Here is an 18,787-nt window from a genome sequence, read left to right as displayed (position 1 = left end):
TGAAAGGCGTTAGATATTTATCGGGCACGACCCGGATGCAGCCGGGTCGTGAATATTGCTCAGCCGCGCTGCCAGAGTGCGTAGTACACCTGGCCGGCCTTTTTCTCGCGGTGCAGGCGCCAGTTGCCGGGCAGTTGCAGGGTCGATGGCGGGGTTTCGCTCTCGGTGTAGATCCAGGCGTTTTCAGCCAGCCACTGACGCTCTTCAAGCAGGGCGCAGGTGGTCGGCAGCAGGCCCTGGTTGAACGGCGGATCGAGGAACACCAGGTCGAAGGCCAGCTTCGGCTCGCCTTGCAAGTAGCGCTGGGCGTCAGTCTGGATCACCTGGCCGCGGGGGCAGCGCAGGGTTTCGAGGTTCTGCCGCAGGCTGGCGATGGCCGCCGGGTTGCTGTCCAGGGCCACGGAATCGCCCGCGCCACGGGACAGCGCTTCGAGGTACAGGGCGCCGCTGCCGGTGTAGGCGTCGAGCACCTTGGCCCCTTCAATGTACGGGGCAAGCCAGTTGAACAGGGTCTCGCGGACCCGGTCCGGGGTCGGGCGCAGGCCCGGCGCGTCAGGGAAACCCAGGCGCCGGCTGCGCCATTCGCCGGCAATGATGCGCAGCTGGCCCTGGCCGTGGTGCGGCTTGGCCGATTTTGCGGATGGACTGGCCATTAATGCTCCGGTACGCCAAGCGGCTGCTCGGCGGGTTTGTCAGTGGGCGGCGGCAAGGGTTTTTGCGGCACGCTTGGCCCGGCGGTGACGATGACCATCTTGTCAGCGGCCAGGTGTTTGTTCAGCGCCGCCTTGACCTGTTCAGTGGTCAGTTGCTGGGACTGCTGCATGTAGTCTTCCAGCCAGGTCAGTGGCAGGTTGTAGAAGCCAATGGCACCCAGTTGGCCGACGATGCTGGCGTTGCTGGCATTGGACAGCGGGAAGCTGCCGGCCAGTTCACGCTTGGCGTCGTCCAGTTCCGCCTGGGTCGGACCGCTCTTGAGGTAGTCGGCGAGAATGTCCTGGACCAGCTTGAGGGTGCCTTCGCTGAGCTCGGCACGGGTCTGCAGGTTGATCATGAACGGGCCACGCACCTGCATCGGGCTGAATACCGAGTATACGCCGTAGGTCAGGCCGCGTTTCTCACGCACTTCGCTCATCAGGCGGGTGCCGAAGGTGCCGCCACCGAGGATCTGGTTGCCCAGCGACAGCGCAGGGTAGTCCGGGTCGTTACGGTCGATGCCCAGTTGGGCGAGCATCAGGTGGGTCTGCTTGGACGGGAAGTCGATGTGGGTTGCGCCAGCCTTGGGTTCGCTTGGCTGGGCCACTTTGGCCAGGGCCGGGCCTTTGGGCAGGGCCGAGGACACCTGCGCGGCAATGGCTTCGGCTTCGCTGCGGCTCAGGTCGCCGACCAGGGCGATCACCGTATTGCCAGCGGCGTAGGCCTTGGCGTGGAAGGCGCGCAGTTGCTCCAGGGTGATCGGCGCAATGCTCTTGGCGGTGCCGTCACTCGGGTGGGCATAGGGGTGGCTGCCGTACAGGCGCTCGAACAGCTCGATGCTGGCCAGCTTGCCCGGATTCTGCTTCTGGTATTCGAAGCCGGCCTGCATCTGGTTCTTGATGCGCGCCAGGGCGTCCTGCGGGAAGGTCGGCTTGCCGACCACTTCGGCGAACAGCTTGAGCGCAGGTTCACGCTTGTCGGCCGCGCTCAGGCTGCGTAGCGAGGCCACGGCCATGTCGCGGTAGGCGCCGTTGCCAAAGTCGGCGCCCAGGCCCTCGAAGCCTTCGGCGATGGCGGTAACGTCCTTGCCGGCCACGCCCTCGTTGAGCATGGCGTTGGTCAGGGTAGCCAGGCCCTGGGCATCGCCGTCCTGGCTGCTGCCGGCGGCGAAAGTCAGGCGCAGGTCGAACATCGGTAGCTCGCGGGCTTCGACGAACAGTACGCGGGCGCCTTCGGCGGTGTTCCAGGTCTGGATGTTAAGCTGCCGGCGGCTCGGCGCCTTGCCATCCAGTTCGGCCAGCGATTGCAGGGTGTTGGCTGCCTTGGCTTCGGTGACCGCAGCCGGTTGCGCGGCGTTATCCGATTGCGCAGGTTTGGCCAGAAAGAACGCCAGCAAGCCAATCAGCAACAATAGGCCCAGGCCGATCAGGGTATAGCGGGGTGCGCTGCGTTCACTCATGAGCGTTCTCCTCGGGCAGTACATGGGCAACGCTCAGGCGTTCACGGGTGAAATAGGTGCGGGCGGCGTTCTGGATGTCGGCCGGGGTCACGCTTTTGAGCTCGTCCAGCTCGCTGTCGATCAGTTTCCACGACAGGCCGACGGTTTCCAGTTGGCCGATGGCGGTGGCCTGGCTGCTGATCGAGTCACGGTCGTAGACCAGCCCGGCGATGACCTGGGCACGTACGCGCTCAAGCTCTTCAGCCGACGGCGGGGTGGTTTTCAGCTCGTCGAGCAGCTTCCAGATACCGGTTTCGACGTCGGCCAGGGTCTTGTGCTTTTGCAGGTTCGGCATGGCCGAGATCACGAACAGGCTGTCGCCGCGGGTGAACGGGTTGTAGCTCGACGAAGCCCCGGTCACCAGCTCCTGGCCACGCTCCAGGCGGCTTGGCAGGCGTGCGCTGTAGCCGCCGTCGAGCAATGCCGAGATCAGCCGCAGGGCGTGCACGCTGCGCGGGTCCTTGGCGGTGGCCAGGCCCGGGGTGTTGAAACCGTAGATCAGGCTCGGCAGCTGGGTTTGCACATGCAAGGTGGTTTCCCGCAGGCCCGGCTCGGCCAGTTCGAGTGGCAGTTTGGCCGGTGGCACCGCGCGTTTCGGGATGGCGCCGAAGAAGCGCTGGGCCAGGCCCTTGACCTCATCGGCGGTGACATCGCCAACCACCACCAGGGTGGCGTTGTTCGGCACGTACCAGGATTCGTACCAGTGACGCAGCTCTTCGACCTTCATGCGGTCAAGGTCTGCCATCCAGCCGATGGTCGGCGTGCGGTAGCTGCTGGCCGGAAAAGCCATGGCGCTGAACAGCTCGAAGGCCTTGGCATTGGGCTGGTCGTCGGTGCGCAGGCGGCGCTCTTCCTTGATGACCTCGATCTCGCGGCTGAACTCGTCGGCCGGCAGGCGCAGGCTGGCCATGCGGTCGGCTTCAAGCTCCAGGGCCACCGGCAGGCGGTCGCGGGCTAGTACCTGGTAATAAGCGGTGTAGTCGTCGCTGGTGAAAGCGTTCTCTTCGGCGCCCAGGTCGCGCAGGATGCGCGAGGCTTCGCCGGGGCCGAGCTTCTCGCTGCCCTTGAACATCATGTGTTCCAGGGCATGGGAAAGGCCGGTCTGGCCCGGGGACTCGTAGGTCGAACCGACCTTGTACCAGATCTGCGAAACCACCACCGGCGCCCGGTGATCCTCGCGCACGACCACTTTCAGGCCGTTGTCGAGAATGAATTCGTGGGTGGGTTGCGTATCGGCGGCGAGGGCCGCGAACGGCAGACAAACTGTGCTGAGCAACAGGCCAGCGGCGCGGCGGGCTAGAGCATTCATACGTTGTTTAACCTGTAGGACTGCCCGCTTGGTCTTAGCGTCGGCGGGCTTGGAGGTGCTAGGATACTGATCCGGTTGCCTGAGGACCATGCCTGTCATGGAACCAGCCCGAAGGCTTGGTGACAAAATGCTGCGCAAGAACGAGCCGGATTAAAAGTAGACTGTTCTGCGTTAAAAGAATTTAAGAAGCGCCGCAGTGGCGCATCGCTACCCTGAGATAGCCGTCTTCCATGTTTGGTTCCAACGACGACAAAAAGACGCCGGCCGCGGCTGGTGAAAAGAAAGGCCTGTTCGGCTGGTTGCGCAAAAAACCGCAGCAACCTGTAGCCGAACAGCCGCAAAACCCCATTCCGGCTGAAGCGGAGCAAGCGGCTGCGTTGCCGGTTGAAACGCCGGCTGCCGTTGCCCCGGTCGAGGTGGCTGCAGCACCTGTTGCTGCGCCTGCACCGGTTGCTGTTCCAGAGCCCGCTGCCGTTGCGCCCGTTGCGGCGCCGGTCGAGGTCCAGCCCGCAGCACCCGTCGGCCTGGTGCTGCCCGTGCCAGAAGAGCCGGTTGCCCTGGTCGCCGACCTTGAGCCACACACACCGCCGCCGATTCCGCCGCGTCAGGAGCCTGCTCCCGCGCCAGCGGTTGAGCCAGTGTTCATCGCGCCTGAGCCGGTGGTAGTTGAATCTGAACCGGTCGTCGCGCCTGCACCAGTGGTTGTGCCCGAGCCCGAGCCTGTACCCGTTGCCGCTGCTATCGAAGCGCCAGCCCCGGTTACCGAGCCCGCCCCGGCCGAGCCTGCCGCACCCGTGCGCAGCGAAGATAACAAGGGCGGCTTCTTTGCCCGCCTCAAGCAGGGCCTGTCGAAGACCAGCGCCAGTATCGGCGAAGGCATGGCCAGCCTGTTCCTCGGCAAGAAGGCCATCGATGACGACCTGCTCGATGAAATCGAAACCCGCCTGTTGACCGCCGACGTTGGCGTCGAAGCCACCTCGGTGATTGTCCAGAGCCTGACCCAGAAGGTCGCGCGCAAGCAGCTGGCCGACAGCGATGCCTTGTACAAGTCGCTGCAAGGCGAGCTGGCCGACCTGCTCAAGCCGGTCGAGCAGCCGCTGCGCATCCATAACCAGGCCAAGCCGTTCGTGATTCTTGTGGTCGGCGTCAACGGCGCCGGCAAGACCACCACCATCGGCAAGCTGGCGAAGAAGCTGCAACTTGAAGGCAAGAAAGTCATGCTCGCCGCCGGCGACACCTTCCGCGCCGCAGCGGTCGAGCAGCTGCAGGTCTGGGGCGAACGCAACCAGATCCCGGTCATCGCCCAGCACACCGGCGCCGACTCGGCTTCGGTTATCTTCGATGCCGTGCAAGCTGCCAAGGCCCGCAATATCGATGTGCTGATCGCCGACACCGCCGGTCGCCTGCACACCAAAGACAACCTGATGGAAGAGCTGAAGAAGGTCCGTCGGGTAATCGGCAAGCTCGATGCCGACGCGCCTCATGAGGTGCTGCTGGTGCTCGACGCCGGTACCGGCCAGAACGCCATCAATCAGGCCAAGCACTTCAACCAGAGCGTTGAACTGACCGGCCTGGCCCTGACCAAGCTCGACGGCACCGCCAAGGGTGGGGTGATCTTTGCCCTGGCCAAGCAGTTCGGCTTGCCGATCCGCTATATTGGCGTGGGCGAAGGGATTGACGATCTGCGCACCTTCGAAGCCGAACCCTTCGTGAAAGCACTGTTTGCCGAGCGGGAGCATCCATGATTCGATTCGAACAGGTCGCCAAGCGCTACCCCAATGGTCACGTTGGCCTGCATGAGTTGAGTTTTCGGGTGCGTCGGGGCGAATTCCTGTTCGTTACCGGCCATTCCGGCGCCGGCAAAAGTACTCTGCTGCGCCTGCTGCTGGCCATGGAACGTCCTACCAGCGGCAAGCTGCTGCTGGCCGGGCAGGACCTGGGGCAGATCAGCAACGCGCAGATCCCGTTCCTGCGCCGGCAGATCGGCGTGGTGTTCCAGAATCACCAGTTGCTGTTCGACCGTACCGTATTCAACAACGTCGCCCTGCCGCTGCAGATTCTCGGCCTGTCCAAGGCCGAAGTGGCCAAGCGGGTCGACTCGGCGCTCGAGCGCGTGGCCCTGTCGGACAAGGCCGAGCTGTACCCGGGCGACCTGTCCACCGGCCAGCAGCAACGCGTCGGCATTGCCCGCGCCATCGTCCACCGCCCGGCCTTGCTGCTGGCGGACGAACCCACCGGTAACCTCGACCCGCGCCTGGCCGCGGAAATCATGGGTGTTTTCGAAGATATCAACCGCCTGGGCACCAGCGTGCTGATCGCCAGTCACGACCTGGCGCTGATCGCGCGGATGCGCCATCGCATGCTGACTCTGCAGCGCGGCCGCTTGATCGGCGATGGGGAGGCCGGGCAATGAGTGCGACACGCAGTCCCAAGGTTTCCGAGCGAGTAGCGCCAAAAGCCGCTGACCCTGCGCCGGAAAAGAAAAAGCCCGGTGGCGGTCACGACGATGACGGCCCGGATTTCCGTACCCTGTTGCACGCCTGGCTTGAAAGCCACCGCTCGAGCCTGCTCGACAGCCTGCGGCGCCTGGGCAAGCAGCCGATCGGCAGCTTCTTTACCTGCCTGGTGATGGCTGTGGCCCTGAGCTTGCCCATGGGGCTGTCGTTGCTGCTGAGCAACGTCGAGCGCCTCGGCGGCTCGTGGCAGCGCGCGGCGCAGATTTCCCTGTACTTGAAGCTCGATGCCAGCAGCCATGACGGCGAAGCCCTGCGCGAGCAGATAAAAGCCCTGCCGGGTGTTGCCGAGGCCGAGTATGTCAGCCGCGAGCAGGCCCTCAACGAGTTCCAGCAGCAGTCCGGCCTGGGCGAAGCCCTGCGCGAACTGCCGGAGAACCCGTTGCCTGGCGTAGTGGTTGTGACTCCGGCAGAGGTCGACAAGCCGGCGCTGGAAGCCCTGCGTCAGCGCCTTGCCGAGCTTCCCAAGGTCGAAGCTGCGCAGCTGGACCTGGTGTGGGTCGAGCGCCTGGCGGCGATCCTCAAACTGGGCGACCGCTTTGTCTTCGGCCTGACCGTCTTGCTGGTCTCGGCGCTGCTTTTGGTAATTGGTAACACAATTCGCCTACACATCGAAAACCGTCGTACCGAGATCGAGGTAATCAAGCTGGTCGGTGGTACCGACAACTATGTGCGCCGGCCTTTCCTGTACATGGGCGCCTTGTATGGCCTGGGCGCGGGGGTATTGGCCTGGGGCGTGCTGGCGTTTGGCCTGAACTGGCTGAACGACGCGGTAATCGGGCTTTCCGGGCTGTATGGCAGTGATTTTGCCTTGGCCGGGGTTCCATCAGCCGATGGTCTATCCCTCTTGCTTGGGGCGGTGTTGTTAGGGTATATCGGTGCTTGGATTGCGGTCGCCCGCCACTTGAGCGAGCTTGCACCGCGATAGTGTCTTTTTGCTGGTATTGACTCTTTTTCATTTTTAGGGAACTTGTTTCGCGGTTCCCGGTCAATGTTGGCAGTGCCTATGGCACGAGTTTAGTGAGTCGGAGGTTTTTTCGTATGACCACTTCGTTGCAACCTGCCTATGCCCTGGTTCCCGGCGCAAACCTGGAAGCCTATGTGCACACGGTCAACAGCATTCCATTGCTGACGCCCGAGCAGGAGCGTGAACTGGCCGAGAGTCTCTACTATGAGCAGGATCTTGGGGCGGCTCGGCAGATGGTGCTCGCCCACCTGCGTTTTGTTGTACACATCGCTCGCAGCTATTCCGGCTACGGGCTGGCCCAGGCCGACCTGATTCAGGAAGGCAACGTTGGGCTGATGAAAGCGGTCAAGCGCTTCAACCCGGAAATGGGCGTGCGCCTGGTGTCCTTTGCGGTGCACTGGATCAAGGCCGAGATTCACGAGTTCATCCTGCGTAACTGGCGGATCGTCAAAGTGGCGACCACCAAGGCCCAGCGCAAGCTGTTCTTCAACCTGCGCAGCCAGAAAAAACGCCTGGCCTGGCTGAACAACGATGAAGTTCATCGTGTCGCCGAAAGCCTGGGTGTCGAGCCGCGTGAAGTGCGTGAAATGGAGAGCCGCCTGACCGGTCAGGACATGGCCTTCGACCCGGCCAGTGAAGCCGACGACGACAGTGCATTCCAGTCGCCGGCCAACTACCTGGAAGACCACCGTTACGACCCTGCGCGTCAACTGGAGGATGCCGACTGGAGTGACAACTCCACCAGCAACCTGCACGAAGCCCTGCAAGGCCTGGATGACCGCAGCCGCGATATCCTCTACCAGCGCTGGCTGGCTGAGGAAAAGGCCACCTTGCATGACCTGGCCGAGAAATACAGCGTGTCCGCCGAGCGGATTCGCCAGCTGGAAAAGAATGCGATGAACAAGGTCAAAGCCTTGATCGCAGTCTGATTCGCAAAACGGCAATAACCAAAAAGCCCCGACGTGTCGGGGCTTTTTCATGATTCTCCGCCACCCCTGTCGAGACTGCTATGACCATTTCCTTGTACGCCGCTTCTGTTCCTGTCTTCAAGCAAATGCTCAACGCCCTGAGTGATGTGCTGAACAAGGCCGAAGCTCACGCTACGGCGAAAAACATCGATCCGAGCGTTTTCCTTCAGGCTCGCCTGTATCCGGATATGTTCCCGTTGGTTCGCCAGGTGCAGATCGCTGTTGATTTCGCCAAGGGCGTTTCGGCGCGCCTGGCTGAGGTCGAGCTGCCGAAATACGATGACAGCGAAACCACCTTTGCTGAACTGCAAGCGCTGATCAGCAAGGTTCTGGCTTTCCTGGACGGCATTGCGCCAGCGCAGATCGACGGCAAGGAAGGCATCGAAATCGTCACCCGTCCAGGCACGCCGAAAGAGAAGCGCTTCAGTGGCCAGGCTTATTTGCTGACCTACGGCCTGCCGCAGTTCTTCTTTCACGTCACCACCACCTACGCAATCCTGCGTCACAACGGTGTAGAGGTGGGCAAGCGTGACTACATGGGCGCGTTCTAAAGCGTTTACCCAGTAGCAGGCAAGCAGTAAAAAACCGGCAAGGCGTGCGCTTTGCCGGTTTTTTTATTGGCTCCAGGGCGCCCGACGCGGGCTGTCCAGCTGCGCCAGGTAGCTGTTGCCACCGAGCTGGCGCATCTGCTGACGAATCCAGCCGGCACGTCGCGCCACATAAGTACTGGGCCGGCTGGCGCTCCAGTTCAACGGGCTGGGCAGCACCGCAGCCAGCAGGCTGGCCTGTTGGCGCGAAAGCTGGCTGGCGTCGACGCCGAAGTGGTGCCGGGCAGCCGCCTGGGCGCCAAATACCCCTTCACCCCACTCGGCGCTGTTGAGATAGACCTCAAGAATTCGTTCTTTCGACCACAGCAACTCGATCAGCGCAGTGAACCAGGCTTCCAGGCCTTTGCGCAACCAGCTACGGCCGGCCCAGAGAAACTGGTTCTTGGCCACTTGCTGGCTGAGGGTACTGGCGCCGCGGATGCTGCCGCCGCGTTCGTTATGGGCCAGCGCCGCTTGAATGGCGTTGAGGTCAAAACCCCAGTGGTAGGCAAACTTCTGGTCTTCGCCGGCGATCACCGCCAGCTTGAGCTCATCGGAGATCTGCTCCCACGGCTCCCAGTCCCGTTGCAGGTCGATAGGCTGGCCACCGAACCAGGACTCGACCTTGCGCTCGACCATCAGTGCGGTGCCGGGCGGTGGCACCCAGCGAAACACCAGCACCAGCAGGGCGCTGCCTGCAGCAAACCATAGCAGGGCACGGGTGAGGCGACGGAAAATGGAAGACAGCATAGGCGATGGCTTGGCCGAACCGATGGAGCGGGCCATTATACAGACCCTGTGCTGACTAGGAGGTCTTCCCAATGCTTCGTAGCTTTCTGCTGCTTTCGGCGTTTTTCGGCTTTACCGGCGTAGCCCTGGGCGCCTTTGCTGCCCATGGCCTCAAGGGCCGCTTGAGCAGCGAATACCTGGCAATCTTTCATACCGGCGTGACCTACCAGTTGGTGCATGCCTTGGCCCTGCTCGCGGTAGCGGTGCTGTCGGTGCACCTGCCCGGGCGCCTGATCGGGTGGGCCGGTGGTCTGTTCACCCTGGGGATCCTGCTGTTTTCCGGTAGCCTGTATGTGCTGACCCTGAGCGGCATCGGCAAGCTCGGTATCATCACCCCTTTCGGCGGCCTGGCATTTCTCGGCGGATGGCTGTGCCTGGGCCTTGCAGCCTGGCGCCTGAGCTGACCCGCGAGTCCGGATCGAGACGAATGGCGCGGCCCGGCCTTGGGTTTGCGCCCTGATCAGGGCTAGAATGCGGGCCCCTAAAAATAATGGCGGCCGTGCGCATGCGCATTCAACTGAACGGTGAACCTTTCGAATTGCCCGATGGCGAAAGCGTCGCGGCCCTGCTCAACCGGCTTGACCTGGCGGGTCGCCGGGTGGCGGTCGAACTCAACCTGGATATCGTGCCACGCAGCCAGCACGACGTCACCGCGCTGAATGAAGGCGACCAGGTTGAAGTGGTGCACGCCATTGGCGGTGGCTAGGCCTTCGCGCTTCACCTGCAAGTCCCTCAACCTTCAAGAGGATTACCGATGAGCAACGTTCGTAGCGACAAGCCCTTCACCCTGGCCGGTCGTACCTTCCAGTCGCGCCTGCTGGTCGGCACCGGCAAGTACCGTGACCTGGAAGAAACCCGCCTGGCCATTGAGGCCTCGGGCGCCGAGATCGTCACGGTTGCCGTGCGCCGCACCAACATCGGCCAGAACCCGGGCGAACCGAACCTGCTCGACGTGCTGCCGCCCGATCGCTACACCATCCTGCCGAACACCGCTGGCTGCTATGACGCGGTTGAAGCCGTGCGCACCTGCCGCCTGGCACGTGAACTGCTCGATGGCCATAACCTGGTCAAGCTCGAAGTGCTGGCTGACCAGAAAACCCTGTTCCCCAACGTGATCGAGACCCTCAAGGCCGCCGAGGTACTGGTCAAGGATGGTTTCGACGTGATGGTCTACACCAGCGATGACCCGATCATCGCCCGTCAGCTGGCCGAAGCCGGCTGCATCGCGGTAATGCCGCTGGCCGGCCTGATCGGTACGGGCCTGGGGATCTGCAACCCGTATAACCTGCAGATCATCCTCGAGGAATCGAAAGTCCCGGTACTGGTTGACGCCGGTGTCGGTACTGCTTCGGACGCCACCATCGCCATGGAAATGGGCTGTGAGGCGGTGCTGATGAACTCGGCGATCGCGCACGCACAGCAGCCGATCATGATGGCCGAAGCCATGAAACACGCCATTGTCGCTGGCCGCCTGGCTTACCTTGCCGGGCGTATGCCGAAAAAACTCTATGCCAGCGCCTCGTCGCCGCTGGATGGTCTGATCAAGTAAGAGCCCCTGATGACTGAATCGCAAGAAACGCCGATCACCACCGAAGGCGAAGAGCGCCAACACCGCCGCATCAAGAGTTTCGTGATGCGCGCCGGGCGCATGACTGAAGGCCAGCAGCGCGGCCTGGACCAGGGTGGGCCGCTGTTCATCCTGCCCCTGGCCGAGAGCCCGGTGGACTACGACCAGGTCTTCGGCCGCTCGGCGCCGCGTACCCTGGAGATCGGCTTCGGCATGGGCCACTCCCTGCTGGAAATGGCTGCTGCCGCGCCGGAGCAGGACTTCATCGGTGTTGAAGTGCACCGTCCGGGTGTGGGTGCGCTGCTCAACGGCGTGCTGACCCAGGGCCTGAAGAACCTGCGGGTGTATGACTGCGATGCCATCGAAGTGCTGAACAAGTGCGTGGCTGACAACAGCCTCGACCGGCTGATGCTGTTCTTCCCTGATCCTTGGCACAAAAGCCGTCACCACAAGCGCCGCATCGTCCAGCCGGAGTTCGCGCAGCTTGTGCGCAGCAAGCTCAAGGTGGGCGGCGTGTTCCATATGGCTACCGACTGGGAACCCTATGCCGAATACATGCTGGAAGTGATGAACGTCGCCCCGGGTTATCGCAACCTGGCCGCCGACGGCAAGTGCGTGCCGCGCCCGGCCGAGCGCCCGATCACCAAGTTCGAACGCCGCGGCGAGCGGCTTGGGCATGGGGTGTGGGATCTGAAGTTCGAAAAGCTCGTTTAACAACTCACCGCGCTGGGAGGCCATTGCTGGCCTCCCATTTGGCTCACTGGTTGATCATCATGACATTGTCGATCATCGTGGTACTGCTGACCTGCACTTCAAAGTATTTGATGAAACGCCCAGGGGCACTGTCAAACGTCAGCCACTGATCTGCCAGTGGTACGGCTCTTTCCGCCAGCAATTGGCCACTGTTGTCATACACCCAGACTTTGGTATTTTCGGTTGCACGCGTCAGCGAGAACTTCAGACTGGCACAGATTTCTTTCAAGGTAATACGCGCACGCTGTGGTGTGGGCGCAGGGACGGATTGGTAATGGTAGAGGCAAATGCACTGACCGCTGCGCATATCCCCCAAAGGCTCGTCACCATGAATTTGCGCCATTCCAGGTTGCCCGGCGGGTAAATGAACATCCATATGCGGAGTCCGAATCGTACCTCCGGCGGTTATGGTCGAACTACTGGGTAACGTATTGAACGTTTCAGTAATACTGGGGACTTGTACAACGCTGGTGCTGTCCAGGTAGAAAGCGTTGGTTTTATTCCAGCCCGAGGTACCGATGGTCAACGTGTGAATCGATTGCCTGGCGATAAAATAATGATGTACCTGAACGAAATGCCCATTGCCCACCGCCGCTGAAGTCCCTGAGGGAAGACCCTCCACCCCCAACTGAACCAATGTCGGCCCACTGGTGTGTTGGTGATTTCGTACCAGGGTTGCCATTTTATACGTCGCACCGATAGTGAAGCCACCGACTCTCTTGCGTAGCAGTGCACCAGGCAAATGCTGCGTGACGCCTTGTCGCGGCCCCACGATGTGACCAGCTTCGGGGAAGGCGCCTTCAAGTATCTCCAAGTCGATACCTGCCGCGGTTTTTTCCCAGTTGTTCCAGTTGTCGGTATTAAAAGGTGTGGATTCCAGTGCCTTGATATCCATGGTTATCTCCTCAGAGCGACCTGCCTGGCTGTTTATCAATCCGAAAAAAAGTCAAAATGATCGACCGATGTACGGTTGCGCGTGATGAGCTCGAATCGGCTAATCAGCGCATCACGCGGGGCATTCAGCCGAACCTTGGCATTCAAGGTATTGCTGCCTGGGTCGAAGTTTTCAGAGGCGAGCAGGTTGCCGGCGGCATCATAGGCATTGGCCTGGGCAGGCTGGCGGATATCTGCCCAATCGAACGTCAGTGTTTGGCAGACCCTGGGCAGGTCGAACCGGGTGGTTTGCGGGGGGTAGATATTGCCGGTGTTGTGGCCCAGACAAAGTACCTGACGCTGTGCATAACCGGGATCCTCTTCCCTGGCCTGGTGCAGGGCAATGCTGCCGGGCTGGTCGGAGGCGAGGCTGATACTCATGTGCTCCGTTGAAAAGCCTTCGCCGGGCCAGACGTGTGTGTCTGGATAACTGTCGAAGTTTTCCGTTACAGGGCCGGGTTCGAAAACGCGAATTTGATCGAGGCTGTAGTCAGCGGAGACCGCGTCCGGCGGCGCACTGGACGTTGCCGTCTCGGGGGAGCAGGCATTCAGGTAAGGTGGGCGGTCGTACGTGGATATGGTCAGCGTGTGGGTGGTGTCGGTGGCCACGAAATCAAACGAGAAGGTGACCCAATGCGGTTCGACTATGGCTTGTTCGGGAGCGCGGCCAATCCCCGAAACTTCCAATTCAACACCCGGTCGCCAATAGTCCTCTTCCATGTTTCTGCGAAAGTCGACGCTGAAGCGGTACAGGTTACCGGGAATGAACCCGGAGACTGTCTTGTGCAAAATTCGGCCGGTAATATGGCCATGCGGATTCTCAAAGCGCAGGTAGTAATTACCGTCTTCGTTGAACATTTTGAGTTGCTGGCCATTAGGGCCTAATTCCCAGCCCTGCCAGTCTTCGTCTGCAAACGGAGAAAAGTCCAGATAAGGTAGTAGTGACATATTCTGGTCCCTCAAGAGGCTTGCCTGAAAGTCGAGATCCGCGCGACGCAACAGCTTTATGGCATGGCGCAGGGGGCGTTCGCAGCGGCACAGTTGCCGCTACGAAACTCGAGATCATCTAAGCACTGCTTGAGACCGGGGCGATACTGACAAAAATATCAGGTGCCGACGGGTGGTCAGCGCCGATCAGCAACCACGCCGATGAGCACCAGCACAATCAGCAACACCGGCGCCAACGCATAGTTGTTGAACTGCGCTAGCCCCTTCACCACCCACGGGGTTGCATAGATCAGCGCGGCACCGCTGCCGATCATCACCAGCAAGGCCATGAACGGTACGCGCAAGGCGCCTGCAAGGCCGCCCAGGCGTTGTTCGACCCAGCCTTTGATGTCGGTGCCAAACAGCACCAGCAAACAGCCCACCAAGGCCAGGGAAATCTCCGACAGGTTGCTGCGACTCCAGCGGGAAACGGTCGAGAGCAGGTCGAGTACCAGGTCCATTCGCAATCCTTAGGTCAAGAAATACTGCAGCAGGTCGTTGAGGAACAACTGGCCGCGCGCGGTAGCGACCAGTCGCGTCGGTTCGACCTGCAAAAGCCCTTTTTGTTCGGCTTCACGCCGCGCCGCCGTCAGTTGCTCCAGGGGCAGGCCGGTGCGCTGGCTGAACAGCTCGATGTCTACGCCCTGGGTCAGGCGCAGGGCGTTCATCAGGAACTCGAAGGGCAGTTCGTCCACCGGCAGCAGCTTCTCGCCGGCCTTGAAGGGCTTGGCCGGGTTCAGGTAGTCCTTGGGCAGGCGGGTTTTCCAGGTGCGCAGGATGCGCCCGTCGGGGTGGCTGAGCTTGCCGTGGGCGCCGGCACCGATGCCGATGAAGTCGCCAAAGCTCCAGTAGTTGAGATTGTGCCGCGCGGCGCGACCCGGCTGGGCGTAGGCCGAGACTTCGTACTGGGCGTAGCCGTGGCTGGCCAGCAGGGCCTGGCCGGCTTCCTGGATGTCCCAGAGGATGTCGTCTTCGGGTAGCAGCGGCGGCTGGTTCCAGAACACTGTGTTCGGTTCCAGGGTTAACTGGTACCAGGACAGGTGCGTGGGGTTCAGCGCAATCGCCTGGCGCAGGTCGCCCAGGGCGTCGTCCAGCGACTGGTCGGGCAGGCCATGCATCAGGTCGAGGTTGAAGTTGTCGAAGCCGGCATTGCGCGCCATGTCGGCGGCGCGAATCGCCTCGTCACCGTTGTGGATGCGCCCCAGGGCTTCGAGCTTGGCCTGCTGGAAGCTCTGGATGCCGATCGACAGGCGATTGATGCCCAGTTGCCGGTAGGCCTTGAACTTCTCTTGCTCGAAGGTCCCGGGGTTGGCTTCGAGGGTGATCTCGATGTCGCTGGCAAAGCGGATGCGTTGCTCCACACCCACCAGCAAGCGGCCCAGAGCGCGGGCGCTGAACAGGCTCGGGGTGCCGCCGCCAAAGAAGATCGAGCTGATCGGGCGGCCGTAGACGTTGCCCAGCTCCTGGTCGAGGTCGGCCAGCAGGGCGTCGACGTAGGCTTCTTCCGGCAGCTCGGGGGTGGCGGCGTGGGAGTTGAAGTCGCAGTACGGGCATTTGCGCACGCACCAGGGGATATGGATGTACAGCGCCAGGGGCGGCAGCTGTGGCAGGGCCGCCCGCGGTGCTTGGGAAGTAAAGCCAGCCTCGCCCAGGTGCAGTGGCTGTGCCGGCGAACGATCGGTCATGCCAGGCCCAGACGTTGACGCAACAGGCTCATGGCGCGGGCACGGTGGCTGATCTGGTTCTTGTCGGCAGGGCTCAGTTCGGCGCTCGAGCAATCGCGCTCCGGCACCCAGAACAGCGGGTCATAGCCAAAGCCGTGTTCACCGCTGGCCTGGGTCAGGATGCGCCCGTGCCACAGGCCTTCACAGAGGATTGGCAGCGGGTCGTCGGCATGGCGAACCAAGGCCAGCACGCAGACGAATTGGGCGCCGCGTTGCTCCTGCGGGACGTCCTTGAGTACATCGAGCAACTTGGCATTGTTCGCGGCATCGCCTTTGCCATCGGCATAACGGGCCGAATAGATGCCCGGCGCGCCGCCGAGGAAGTCCACCGCCAGGCCCGAATCGTCGGCCAGCGCCGGCATGCCGGAAATACGCGCGGCATTGCGTGCCTTGAGGATGGCGTTCTCGACGAACGACAGGCCGGTTTCTTCCGGCTCGATGCTGCTGAATTCGCCAATCGAACGCAGTTGCACGGTGTCACCGAGCATGGCCTGCAGTTCCTTGAGTTTGCCGGCGTTATGGCTGGCCAATACGATTTGCTGAAAAGTCATCATTCGCCTGGAAAAAGCTCTTGGTTGAAGCTGATGGTTTCGGTTTTGCCGTCAACTCCAATCTGGATGTTGAAGGTGCGGGTTTCCTGTTGTTCAACAGGGAACTGGGCGATGTAGTAAATCGCGCCTTGTTCGTTGATCTGCTTGAACTTCAGCGGCACCGAGTTGCTGGTCAGGTCCTTGACGGTGCCACTGACCCGGGTGACCAGCGGCTTGCCAGCCTTGATCACCGAGACGTTGATCACGCCCTGGTTCTTGCTGCGCACCAGTTGCGCAGCCTTGGCGATATCCGGTTGCAGGAAGGTCGAGTTGAAGGTGCTGTAGTGCACTGTGGTATCACCGAACACTTCCTGGCGTTCGCCCTTGATGGCATCGGCGGCGACCGCCGTCACACTCAGACAGGCAGTCAGTAAAAAACTCAACAAGCGACCCATGATCGTTCTCCTCCGGTGTGCGGGTTAAACCGCGACCTTGTGTTCGGTAAGGCCGGGGCTGCTGACACGGTAAATGCCGATCTCACCTAGAAGATTAGGCCATAGCTTGCTCGCCCACCCGTGGCGGTGCAAATGGTCGACCGCCAGGCGGTCGAGGACCTGGGCGCGGCGTTCGCTGCACAAGGCCTCGAAGTCTTCGAAGGTACAGAAGTGGATGTTCGGCGTGTTGTACCAGGTATACGGCATGAAGTCGGAAACCGGCATGCGACCTTTGGTCGCCAGGTACCAGCGGCAGCGCCAGTGGCCGAAGTTGGGAAAGGTGATGATGCACTGGCGGCCGACGCGCAGCATTTCGTCGAGAATGCGGTCGGGGTATTCCACGGCCTGCAGGGCCTGGGTCATGACCACCACGTCGAAACTGTTGCTGGCAAAGTTGCCCAGGCCCTTGTCAAGGTCCTGCTCGATGACGTTGACACCCTTGGCCACGCACTGGGCGATGTTGTCGGGGTCGATTTCCAGGCCGTAGCCGGCCACCTGCTTGTGGTCGCGCAGCGACGCCAGCAGTTCACCGGTACCGCAACCGAGGTCGAGTACCCGGCTGCCGGCGGGGATCCAGTCTTGGATGATTTCCAGGTCGGCTCTCATAGGCTCCTCAGCAGACGATGCGGTTCATGTAGTTCGTGAATCCCGTGATGTAGCGCGGGGTCGGGATCAGGAAGGCATCGTGGCCATAGGGCGAGTCGATATCCAGATAGCAGACGTTCTTGCGTGCGGCAATCAGCGCATCGACGATCTCCCGCGAGCGCGCTGGCGAGAAACGCCAGTCGGTGGTGAACGACATCACGCAGTAGTCCGCGGTGACATGCGCCAGAGTCGCCGCCAGATCGCCGCCGTGGCTGGCGGCCGGGTCGAAGTAGTCCAGCGCCTTGGTCATCAGCAGGTAGGTGTTGGCGTCGAAACGCCCGGAGAATTCCTCTCCCTGATAGCGCAGGTAGCTTTCGACCTGGAACTCGACGCTGTGGAAGTCGTAGTTGAGCTTGTCGCTTTTCAGCTCGCGGCCGAATTTCTCGCCCATGGAGTCATCGGACAGGTAGGTGATGTGCCCGACCATGCGCGCCAGCATCAGGCCGCGCTTGGGGATCACGCCCTGATCCTGGAACGAGCCGCCGTGGAATTCCGGGTCGGTGAGGATGGCCTGGCGCGCCACCTCGTTGAAGGCGATGTTCTGCGCCGAGAGCTTGGGTGCCGAGGCGATGTCCAGGCAATGACGCACGCGATCAGGGTAGGTGATGGTCCACTGCAGCGCCTGCATGCCACCCAGGCTGCCACCGACGACCGCGGCCCATTGCTGGATGCCCAGGCGGTCGGCCAGGCGCGCCTGGCTGTGCACCCAGTCTTCCACGGTCAGTACCGGGAAGTCGGCGCCGTAGGGCTTGCCGGTGAGCGGGTTGATGCTGCTGGGGCCGGTGCTGCCGTTGCAACCGCCAAGGTTGTTGAGGCTGACTACGAAGAAACGATTGGTATCGATTGGCTTGCCGGGGCCGATGCAGCTGTCCCACCAGCCCGGCTTGCGATCGTCGGGGCTGTGGTAGCCGGCGGCATGGTGATGGCCGGACAGCGCATGACAGATCAGCACGGCGTTGCTGGCGCTGCTATTGAGCGTGCCGTAGGTTTCGTAGATCAGTTCATAGGTGGCCAGCGAGCGACCGCAGGCCAGCGCCAGCGGCTCGCTGAACTGTGCCAGTTGCGGTGTTACCAGACCGACCGAATCTTCGGGAAAGACAGTGGACATCGACCCTGCTCACGCTTGAATGAGGCGTAAGTCTAAAGACCACTGCGGAGTGCGGCAAGGAAAGCATCGCGGGTCAAGCCCGCTCCTACAGAAGTGCTGTGGGAGCGGGCTTGCCCCGCGAGAGATCAGACCAGCAGTCGCAGAATCTCCGGCATCCCGCTCATTGCCGCCAGGTTGTTGATCACCAGCATGTCGATCAGCTTCAGCGCCATGAACGCCAGGATCGGCGAGATATCCAGGCCGCCGAGGTTCGGCAGGATGCGGCGAAACGGCGCGAGGAACGGATCGCAGATCTGGTTGATCAGCTCGGCGCCCGGGTTGTGGCTACCCGGCGCGACCCACGAGAGGATCACGCTGATGATCAGGGCGAAGAAGAATATCTTCAGAAACAGCGCGGTCACGCCAATGATCGACCAGACCAGCAGTTGCAGTGGGTTGCCGGTGGTGCCGTAGGCCAGCAGCAGGGTCAGGCCCATCACCAGCAGCTGGATGATGATCGCCAGCAGCAGCGACGACATGTCCAGGCCGAACAGGCTCGGGATCACCCGGCGCATCGGCTTGAGCAGCGGTTGGGTGGCGCGTACGGCGAACTGGCTGAGCGGGTTGTAGAAGTCCGCGCGGACCAGTTGCAGGACAAAGCGCAGCACCACGATCAGCAGGTACAGGCTGCCGAGGGTCTGCAGCACATAGATTGCAGCGGTGTTCAATCCGATCATCTTCGG

The 18,787-nt window shown here is 61.9% G+C and carries 22 protein-coding genes; 9 read left to right on the top strand and 13 right to left on the bottom strand.

Going from position 1 to position 18,787, the window contains the following annotated elements; genetic code table 11:
- Positions 1–59: 59 nt before the first annotated feature.
- The 3 genes from rsmD to ABIE20_RS17335 are packed head-to-tail and all read right to left on the bottom strand — an operon-like array spanning position 60 to position 3,500.
- Positions 60–653 (bottom strand): 16S rRNA (guanine(966)-N(2))-methyltransferase RsmD, encoded by a 594-nt coding sequence (gene rsmD / locus ABIE20_RS17345; protein ID WP_429506178.1) that lies wholly within the window; start codon positions 651–653, stop codon positions 60–62.
- Positions 653–2,152 carry a M16 family metallopeptidase gene (locus ABIE20_RS17340; RefSeq protein ID WP_429506176.1) on the bottom strand — a complete coding sequence of 500 codons (1,500 nt, stop codon included), beginning with the start codon at positions 2,150–2,152 and terminating at the stop codon, positions 653–655. Before ABIE20_RS17340 ends, rsmD begins: the two co-directional genes overlap by 1 nt.
- On the bottom strand, positions 2,145–3,500 hold the full coding sequence (locus ABIE20_RS17335) for a M16 family metallopeptidase (RefSeq protein WP_429506175.1): 1,356 nt from the start codon (positions 3,498–3,500) through the stop codon (positions 2,145–2,147). The genes ABIE20_RS17340 and ABIE20_RS17335 overlap by 8 nt, the downstream gene beginning before the upstream one ends.
- Before the next feature lie 230 nt (positions 3,501–3,730).
- Between ABIE20_RS17335 and ftsY the strand changes: the two genes are divergently transcribed.
- The 5 genes from ftsY (at position 3,731) to ABIE20_RS17310 (ending at position 8,499) form a co-directional block, all read left to right on the top strand.
- Positions 3,731–5,245 (top strand): signal recognition particle-docking protein FtsY, encoded by a 1,515-nt coding sequence (gene ftsY / locus ABIE20_RS17330; protein WP_429506174.1) that lies wholly within the window; start codon positions 3,731–3,733, stop codon positions 5,243–5,245.
- Complete coding sequence (gene ftsE, locus ABIE20_RS17325; RefSeq protein WP_010222191.1) at positions 5,242–5,913, top strand: cell division ATP-binding protein FtsE; 672 nt, start codon at positions 5,242–5,244, stop codon at positions 5,911–5,913. Before ftsY ends, ftsE begins: the two co-directional genes overlap by 4 nt.
- Positions 5,910–6,941, top strand: a complete 1,032-nt coding sequence (ftsX, locus tag ABIE20_RS17320; protein ID WP_429506172.1) for a permease-like cell division protein FtsX — start codon at positions 5,910–5,912, stop codon at positions 6,939–6,941. Before ftsE ends, ftsX begins: the two co-directional genes overlap by 4 nt.
- A 113-nt stretch (positions 6,942–7,054) precedes the next feature.
- Entirely contained in the window at positions 7,055–7,909 is an 855-nt protein-coding gene (gene rpoH, locus ABIE20_RS17315; protein WP_010222193.1) for an RNA polymerase sigma factor RpoH, read from the top strand.
- A gap of 80 nt (positions 7,910–7,989) precedes the next feature.
- A complete protein-coding gene (locus ABIE20_RS17310) occupies positions 7,990–8,499 on the top strand; it encodes a DUF1993 domain-containing protein (RefSeq protein ID WP_045193971.1) in 510 nt (169 codons plus the stop codon).
- Between the two features lie 63 nt (positions 8,500–8,562).
- Here the strand turns inward: ABIE20_RS17310 and mtgA are convergent, their stop codons facing one another.
- A complete protein-coding gene (mtgA, locus tag ABIE20_RS17305) occupies positions 8,563–9,321 on the bottom strand; it encodes a monofunctional biosynthetic peptidoglycan transglycosylase (protein ID WP_429506171.1) in 759 nt (252 codons plus the stop codon).
- Positions 9,322–9,356: 35 nt separating this feature from the next.
- Between mtgA and ABIE20_RS17300 the strand changes: the two genes are divergently transcribed.
- From ABIE20_RS17300 to trmB, 4 genes are all read left to right on the top strand, one after another.
- Complete coding sequence (locus ABIE20_RS17300) at positions 9,357–9,728, top strand: DUF423 domain-containing protein (RefSeq protein WP_429506169.1); 372 nt, start codon at positions 9,357–9,359, stop codon at positions 9,726–9,728.
- A gap of 101 nt (positions 9,729–9,829) precedes the next feature.
- Positions 9,830–10,030 (top strand): sulfur carrier protein ThiS, encoded by a 201-nt coding sequence (gene thiS, locus ABIE20_RS17295; RefSeq protein WP_429506168.1) that lies wholly within the window; start codon positions 9,830–9,832, stop codon positions 10,028–10,030.
- Between the two features lie 48 nt (positions 10,031–10,078).
- Positions 10,079–10,873, top strand: a complete 795-nt coding sequence (locus tag ABIE20_RS17290) for a thiazole synthase (protein WP_045193968.1) — start codon at positions 10,079–10,081, stop codon at positions 10,871–10,873.
- A 9-nt stretch (positions 10,874–10,882) separates the two neighbouring features.
- Entirely contained in the window at positions 10,883–11,605 is a 723-nt protein-coding gene (gene trmB, locus ABIE20_RS17285; RefSeq protein ID WP_429506166.1) for a tRNA (guanosine(46)-N7)-methyltransferase TrmB, read from the top strand.
- 43 nt (positions 11,606–11,648) lie between these two features.
- Here trmB and ABIE20_RS17280 read toward each other — a convergent pair whose 3' ends face one another.
- From ABIE20_RS17280 to ABIE20_RS17240, 9 genes are all read right to left on the bottom strand, one after another.
- On the bottom strand, positions 11,649–12,539 hold the full coding sequence (locus ABIE20_RS17280) for a hypothetical protein (RefSeq protein WP_429506164.1): 891 nt from the start codon (positions 12,537–12,539) through the stop codon (positions 11,649–11,651).
- 35 nt (positions 12,540–12,574) lie between these two features.
- Complete coding sequence (locus tag ABIE20_RS17275; protein WP_429506163.1) at positions 12,575–13,525, bottom strand: hypothetical protein; 951 nt, start codon at positions 13,523–13,525, stop codon at positions 12,575–12,577.
- Positions 13,526–13,701: 176 nt separating this feature from the next.
- Positions 13,702–14,025 carry a DUF3392 domain-containing protein gene (locus ABIE20_RS17270; RefSeq protein ID WP_010222202.1) on the bottom strand — a complete coding sequence of 108 codons (324 nt, stop codon included), beginning with the start codon at positions 14,023–14,025 and terminating at the stop codon, positions 13,702–13,704.
- Between the two features lie 9 nt (positions 14,026–14,034).
- Positions 14,035–15,249, bottom strand: a complete 1,215-nt coding sequence (gene hemW / locus ABIE20_RS17265; protein WP_429506161.1) for a radical SAM family heme chaperone HemW — start codon at positions 15,247–15,249, stop codon at positions 14,035–14,037.
- Positions 15,246–15,842: an RdgB/HAM1 family non-canonical purine NTP pyrophosphatase gene (rdgB, locus tag ABIE20_RS17260; protein WP_429506159.1), complete on the bottom strand. Its 597-nt coding sequence runs from the start codon at positions 15,840–15,842 to the stop codon at positions 15,246–15,248. Before rdgB ends, hemW begins: the two co-directional genes overlap by 4 nt.
- Positions 15,839–16,273, bottom strand: coding sequence for a DUF4426 domain-containing protein (locus ABIE20_RS17255; protein ID WP_429506157.1), 435 nt, complete (start codon positions 16,271–16,273; stop codon positions 15,839–15,841). Before ABIE20_RS17255 ends, rdgB begins: the two co-directional genes overlap by 4 nt.
- A 24-nt stretch (positions 16,274–16,297) precedes the next feature.
- A complete protein-coding gene (gene metW, locus ABIE20_RS17250) occupies positions 16,298–16,918 on the bottom strand; it encodes a methionine biosynthesis protein MetW (protein ID WP_038997652.1) in 621 nt (206 codons plus the stop codon).
- A gap of 7 nt (positions 16,919–16,925) precedes the next feature.
- Positions 16,926–18,065 (bottom strand): homoserine O-succinyltransferase MetX, encoded by a 1,140-nt coding sequence (gene metX / locus ABIE20_RS17245; RefSeq protein WP_429506155.1) that lies wholly within the window; start codon positions 18,063–18,065, stop codon positions 16,926–16,928.
- 125 nt (positions 18,066–18,190) lie between these two features.
- On the bottom strand, positions 18,191–18,781 hold the full coding sequence (locus ABIE20_RS17240; RefSeq protein ID WP_045193962.1) for a YggT family protein: 591 nt from the start codon (positions 18,779–18,781) through the stop codon (positions 18,191–18,193).
- Positions 18,782–18,787: the final 6 nt, after the last annotated feature.

Source organism: Pseudomonas sp. 2835, from assembly GCF_050435905.1.
Classification (GTDB): Bacteria; Pseudomonadota; Gammaproteobacteria; order Pseudomonadales; family Pseudomonadaceae; genus Aquipseudomonas.
The sequence above is the reverse complement of the archived record's forward strand: the minus strand, read 5'-3'. Positions and strand labels throughout refer to the sequence as shown.

Coding starts and splice junctions, on each gene's coding strand:
- rsmD (WP_429506178.1), bottom strand. CDS start 653: ATGGCCAGTCCATCCGCAAAATCGGCCAAGCCGCACCACGGCCAGGGC.
- ABIE20_RS17340 (WP_429506176.1), bottom strand. CDS start 2,152: ATGAGTGAACGCAGCGCACCCCGCTATACCCTGATCGGCCTGGGCCTA.
- ABIE20_RS17335 (WP_429506175.1), bottom strand. CDS start 3,500: ATGAATGCTCTAGCCCGCCGCGCCGCTGGCCTGTTGCTCAGCACAGTT.
- ftsY (WP_429506174.1), top strand. CDS start 3,731: ATGTTTGGTTCCAACGACGACAAAAAGACGCCGGCCGCGGCTGGTGAA.
- ftsE (WP_010222191.1), top strand. CDS start 5,242: ATGATTCGATTCGAACAGGTCGCCAAGCGCTACCCCAATGGTCACGTT.
- ftsX (WP_429506172.1), top strand. CDS start 5,910: ATGAGTGCGACACGCAGTCCCAAGGTTTCCGAGCGAGTAGCGCCAAAA.
- rpoH (WP_010222193.1), top strand. CDS start 7,055: ATGACCACTTCGTTGCAACCTGCCTATGCCCTGGTTCCCGGCGCAAAC.
- ABIE20_RS17310 (WP_045193971.1), top strand. CDS start 7,990: ATGACCATTTCCTTGTACGCCGCTTCTGTTCCTGTCTTCAAGCAAATG.
- mtgA (WP_429506171.1), bottom strand. CDS start 9,321: ATGGCCCGCTCCATCGGTTCGGCCAAGCCATCGCCTATGCTGTCTTCC.
- ABIE20_RS17300 (WP_429506169.1), top strand. CDS start 9,357: ATGCTTCGTAGCTTTCTGCTGCTTTCGGCGTTTTTCGGCTTTACCGGC.
- thiS (WP_429506168.1), top strand. CDS start 9,830: ATGCGCATTCAACTGAACGGTGAACCTTTCGAATTGCCCGATGGCGAA.
- ABIE20_RS17290 (WP_045193968.1), top strand. CDS start 10,079: ATGAGCAACGTTCGTAGCGACAAGCCCTTCACCCTGGCCGGTCGTACC.
- trmB (WP_429506166.1), top strand. CDS start 10,883: ATGACTGAATCGCAAGAAACGCCGATCACCACCGAAGGCGAAGAGCGC.
- ABIE20_RS17280 (WP_429506164.1), bottom strand. CDS start 12,539: ATGGATATCAAGGCACTGGAATCCACACCTTTTAATACCGACAACTGG.
- ABIE20_RS17275 (WP_429506163.1), bottom strand. CDS start 13,525: ATGTCACTACTACCTTATCTGGACTTTTCTCCGTTTGCAGACGAAGAC.
- ABIE20_RS17270 (WP_010222202.1), bottom strand. CDS start 14,025: ATGGACCTGGTACTCGACCTGCTCTCGACCGTTTCCCGCTGGAGTCGC.
- hemW (WP_429506161.1), bottom strand. CDS start 15,249: ATGACCGATCGTTCGCCGGCACAGCCACTGCACCTGGGCGAGGCTGGC.
- rdgB (WP_429506159.1), bottom strand. CDS start 15,842: ATGATGACTTTTCAGCAAATCGTATTGGCCAGCCATAACGCCGGCAAA.
- ABIE20_RS17255 (WP_429506157.1), bottom strand. CDS start 16,273: ATGGGTCGCTTGTTGAGTTTTTTACTGACTGCCTGTCTGAGTGTGACG.
- metW (WP_038997652.1), bottom strand. CDS start 16,918: ATGAGAGCCGACCTGGAAATCATCCAAGACTGGATCCCCGCCGGCAGC.
- metX (WP_429506155.1), bottom strand. CDS start 18,065: ATGTCCACTGTCTTTCCCGAAGATTCGGTCGGTCTGGTAACACCGCAA.
- ABIE20_RS17240 (WP_045193962.1), bottom strand. CDS start 18,781: ATGATCGGATTGAACACCGCTGCAATCTATGTGCTGCAGACCCTCGGC.